Here is a 3,844-nt window from a genome sequence, read left to right on the forward strand (position 1 = left end):
TACTACTTAGATTGAAAAACATCTATAAAATCACTCGCTTAAAGGATTTGAAAAACGAGTGGTTATTCGTGTAAGTGATAAAAAGAAGAATTATAGCAAAGTCACCAAATTGCTAGTTAAGCCAAAACATATTTAAATTCTATGGGCACAAAAACCCAAAGTACAGTCGATAAGATCGGACTTAAAAAAAATTCAAAATTAAATACATACAACCCATTTCTAGATTTAACTAACGATCAATTATGCGAATTATTTGATTCCTCTAAAAAAGAAAATGATACATATACATTTAAAATCAACACATCTAAATTAGCCACCCTTCTAGATAATATGGGATCTATAAAACTAGATGATGCAACGCTTGAAGCAACTATCAAAAACAAAAAAATCTCACACATGATTTTAAGCTTTACAGGTAAACAAACCGTAAATAAAGCAAGTGCAGATATTGATATTTCAATCGAACTTAGCATCAAAAAATTAAATAAAATCAATTTTCCAAATGATTTAGATTCGTATATAAAAGAAACTGCAGAAGATTAATTCCTCTGCAGTCTTTTATTTATTCGCTTTTTTTCAATCTCTTTTTGTTTTTGCATAACCTCATTAATTTTTTCTTGAATTAAATGAGCATATGCATCAGCGCCCTCTTCAATCGGATGAATTCCATCTGCTTCTAATAAATCTGTATGCTTAGAAATATAAGAGTTCCAATCTATAATTGTGACATTTGAATGTTTTTTAGCCAATTCATTCAGATATTTATTGTTGCTAGCTTCCCATTCAACTCCAGGCGCATACACATTGACCCAGAATATAGACTTATCTTTACCAATTATTTCTAACAGTTGTTCAACTGTATTCTCATCCAAAACACCATTTGTTCCAAGCGAAATCACAACTGTATTATGAATATTTCCTTGAGACTGATACCAACTTAAAATGTCTAGAGCATGATATATTTGTCTTGAAACAGCTGCATCTATTGTTGCATCCGGATAAATATCTTGAATATTTGTATATGCCGACAACATGACAGAATCCCCTAAACAAAACAATCCTTTGTCCGATACTTTCTGTGAGTTTCCACTCGAAGCATAGTCATCCACTTTACCTTTTTCAACACTACCATCCGATTTTGCGTTTCTCTTATTTGCCTCTATTGCTTTTTCATTTTCTGCAATCCGCTTGTGCAATTCTGCTGAATCTATTTTTTTTGAAGTTGCTAAAGCAATAACACCTGTGGCCTGAAATACAAACCCCACGATTCCACAAGCCAACACGGCTTTTTGAAATTTAGGTTTAATTTGTTTATATTTAAATACCTTCAAGAAATAGTTTGACCACACAACCAACAAAATCAATATCACAAACTCAAACAAATAGATCACAAAATTTGTATTCCAATCTTTATATTGAAATAAATAAATAACTGGATATTGCCATAAATAAATTTCATAACTATGTTGACCAATCCACTTTAACACTGGAACATCCAATGAGATTGAACTATCTGCCGTTCTTTCGACAATATACAAAGATATAACCGTCATTAATGCGAGTACAAACAAATAAACAACTGGCATTCGTCCATCAAAAATAAAGCATGAAATCACAAACACTCCAAGCAACCCAATTGAGGTATAAAAATTCTTTTTAGTTGCTTCCCCTTTTGTATAGATCCAGCCTAGAAGCATGCCCGCAAACAATGAATAAATTCGCGTATCTGTTCCATAATACAATCTTGTGACATTCACTCTACATAAATATAGAATTGGCATCACAAGCGCAAAGCCAGCTGTTACACCAAGCATAGTTTTAATTGTGAATGATTCTCCTTTTTTATCTTTCAATTTATACATTCCAAACAATAATAATGGAAAAATCACATAGAACTGCATCTCTATAGATAAAAACCATAAATGCGAGAATGGCGAAGTATTCGCAATACGCGTAAAATAATCAATACTTTGCGAAATTTGCCACCAGTTATTGAAACCAGCCAAAATACTAAACACCTGCATTTTCATGTTATACAATGCATCCTTAGCCAAAATAAAATAGATTCCCAATGTAGTAAATACCATCACAAGTAATGGTGGGTATATTCTTTTGATTCTGGCAAGATAGTAATCACGCAACGAAAACTCTTTTTGATCCATCTTCTTCTTTGCTGATACCACCAACAAGAATCCAGTTAATACAAAGAATAACACAACTCCTAAGTATCCACCTCTAAAAACACTTGGAAACATATGGAATAGTGTAATCGCAATAATCGCAACCCCACGCAATCCGTCCATTCCCCTTAAACGTCCGTCTTCTTTTTTCATATCTACATATCCCCTTAGATGCTTACTTTAAGCACCATCTATTTTAGCACAATCAAATCTTAATAATTATTAATAAATATATAATTTTTTAATATCCCTTTTTCAAAAAATACAATATAATATATTAAGATTCTGAAAGGAAAATAATATGCAAAGTATTAAGACAATTTATAAAATCGGACCAGGTCCAAGCAGTTCACACACATTTGGTCCAATGATGGCTTCTAAATATATCAATGAACAGTATCCAGAAGCTACAAGCTTCAAAATCACATTATTTGGTTCTTTAGCACTTACAGGAAAAGGACACCTTACAGATAAAATTATTTTAAAAACATTGGGTGCTAGTAAATGCGAGATCATTTTTGATATGAAAACCCCTGTTGAACATCCAAACACAATGATCATTGAAGTTTTTGACAAGGATACAAAAATTGCAGAACATACATTCGTATCTATTGGTGGTGGAAAAATCGAAATCGATGGAAAAAAAGGAAATGTAGACCCAGAGATTTATCCACACACAAAAATGGATGATATTCAAGTTTATTGTAATGAACGTCATTTACGTTTAGACCAATATATCGATGAAGTGGAAGATTCTGATTTTGACTCTTACATGAATCAAATCTTTAAACAAATGTTGAAAACAGTAAATACCGGATTAAAGAAGACTGGTGTTTTACCTGGAAGCTTGAAAATTGACCGTGTAGCGCATGCCTTACATCAGTCGGCACAAAGCTGTAATGATATCCAAGACAAAAACAGTTTATTATTAAGTAGTTATGCCTATGCAGCCAATGAACAAAACGCAAGCGGAGGCATTGTCGTAACAGCTCCAACCATGGGTAGCTGTGGCGTTCTACCCAGTCTTGTATATCATTTCTATTACGATCAAAATTATCCTAAAAAGACAATTATCCAAGGACTTAAAGTCGCTGGATTGATTGGAAATCTAATTCAGACAAACGCAACCATCTCAGGTGCCAAAGCTGGATGCCAAGCAGAAGTTGGTGCTGCCTGCTCTATGGGCGCTGCTTTTGTCGCTTATTGTCAACTTCAAAATAACGAACAAATCGAATGTGCTGCTGAAATTGGATTAGAACACCATCTAGGACTTACATGCGATCCAGTTGGCGGATACGTAATGATTCCTTGTATTGAAAGAAATGCAGTAGCTGCCCAAAGAAGTGTAGATGCCGCAAGACTTGCCAAATATTTACGTAACGTAAAAAAGAATCGTGTTAGTTTTGATATGGTTGTCCAAACCATGAATCTAACAGGAAAGAAACTTCCAATTGAACTAAAAGAAAGTGCACTTGGCGGATTAGCCGTAGTTGTGCCAGAAAAAGCTTAAAGGCCTAATTCATGTGAATTAGACCTTTCAGACTGTTGACAAAGTGACTGTCGACAGTCTTTTTAAAATCTGATAAAATATCTGTGGCAGAAACGTACTTCATAAACCCAAAAATAGTCGACGTTTCTGCCATTTATTATGCCAAAAATGATAT

The 3,844-nt window shown here is 33.7% G+C and carries 3 protein-coding genes; 2 read left to right on the forward strand and 1 reads right to left on the reverse strand.

Features of this window, described 5'->3' with window-relative positions; genetic code table 11:
• Positions 1-141: 141 nt before the first annotated feature.
• The gene (locus tag FYJ55_RS10280; protein WP_154556745.1) at positions 142-543 is read left to right on the forward strand and encodes a hypothetical protein; all 402 of its coding nucleotides are present in this window, start codon (positions 142-144) and stop codon (positions 541-543) included.
• Here FYJ55_RS10280 and FYJ55_RS10285 read toward each other — a convergent pair.
• Positions 540-2,333 carry an acyltransferase family protein gene (locus FYJ55_RS10285; RefSeq protein ID WP_154556746.1) on the reverse strand — a complete coding sequence of 598 codons (1,794 nt, stop codon included), beginning with the start codon at positions 2,331-2,333 and terminating at the stop codon, positions 540-542. The two genes, FYJ55_RS10280 and FYJ55_RS10285, sit on opposite strands and share 4 nt — an antisense overlap.
• A gap of 148 nt (positions 2,334-2,481) precedes the next feature.
• On the opposite strand from FYJ55_RS10285, the gene FYJ55_RS10290 reads away from it, so the two are divergent.
• Positions 2,482-3,690 carry an L-serine ammonia-lyase, iron-sulfur-dependent, subunit alpha gene (locus FYJ55_RS10290; protein WP_154556747.1) on the forward strand — a complete coding sequence of 403 codons (1,209 nt, stop codon included), beginning with the start codon at positions 2,482-2,484 and terminating at the stop codon, positions 3,688-3,690.
• The last annotated feature ends 154 nt before the right edge of the window (positions 3,691-3,844 follow it).

Origin of the sequence: Holdemanella porci (genome assembly GCF_009696075.1) — a bacterium.
In the GTDB taxonomy this organism is placed as follows: Bacteria; Bacillota_I; Bacilli_A; order Erysipelotrichales; family Erysipelotrichaceae; genus Holdemanella; species Holdemanella porci.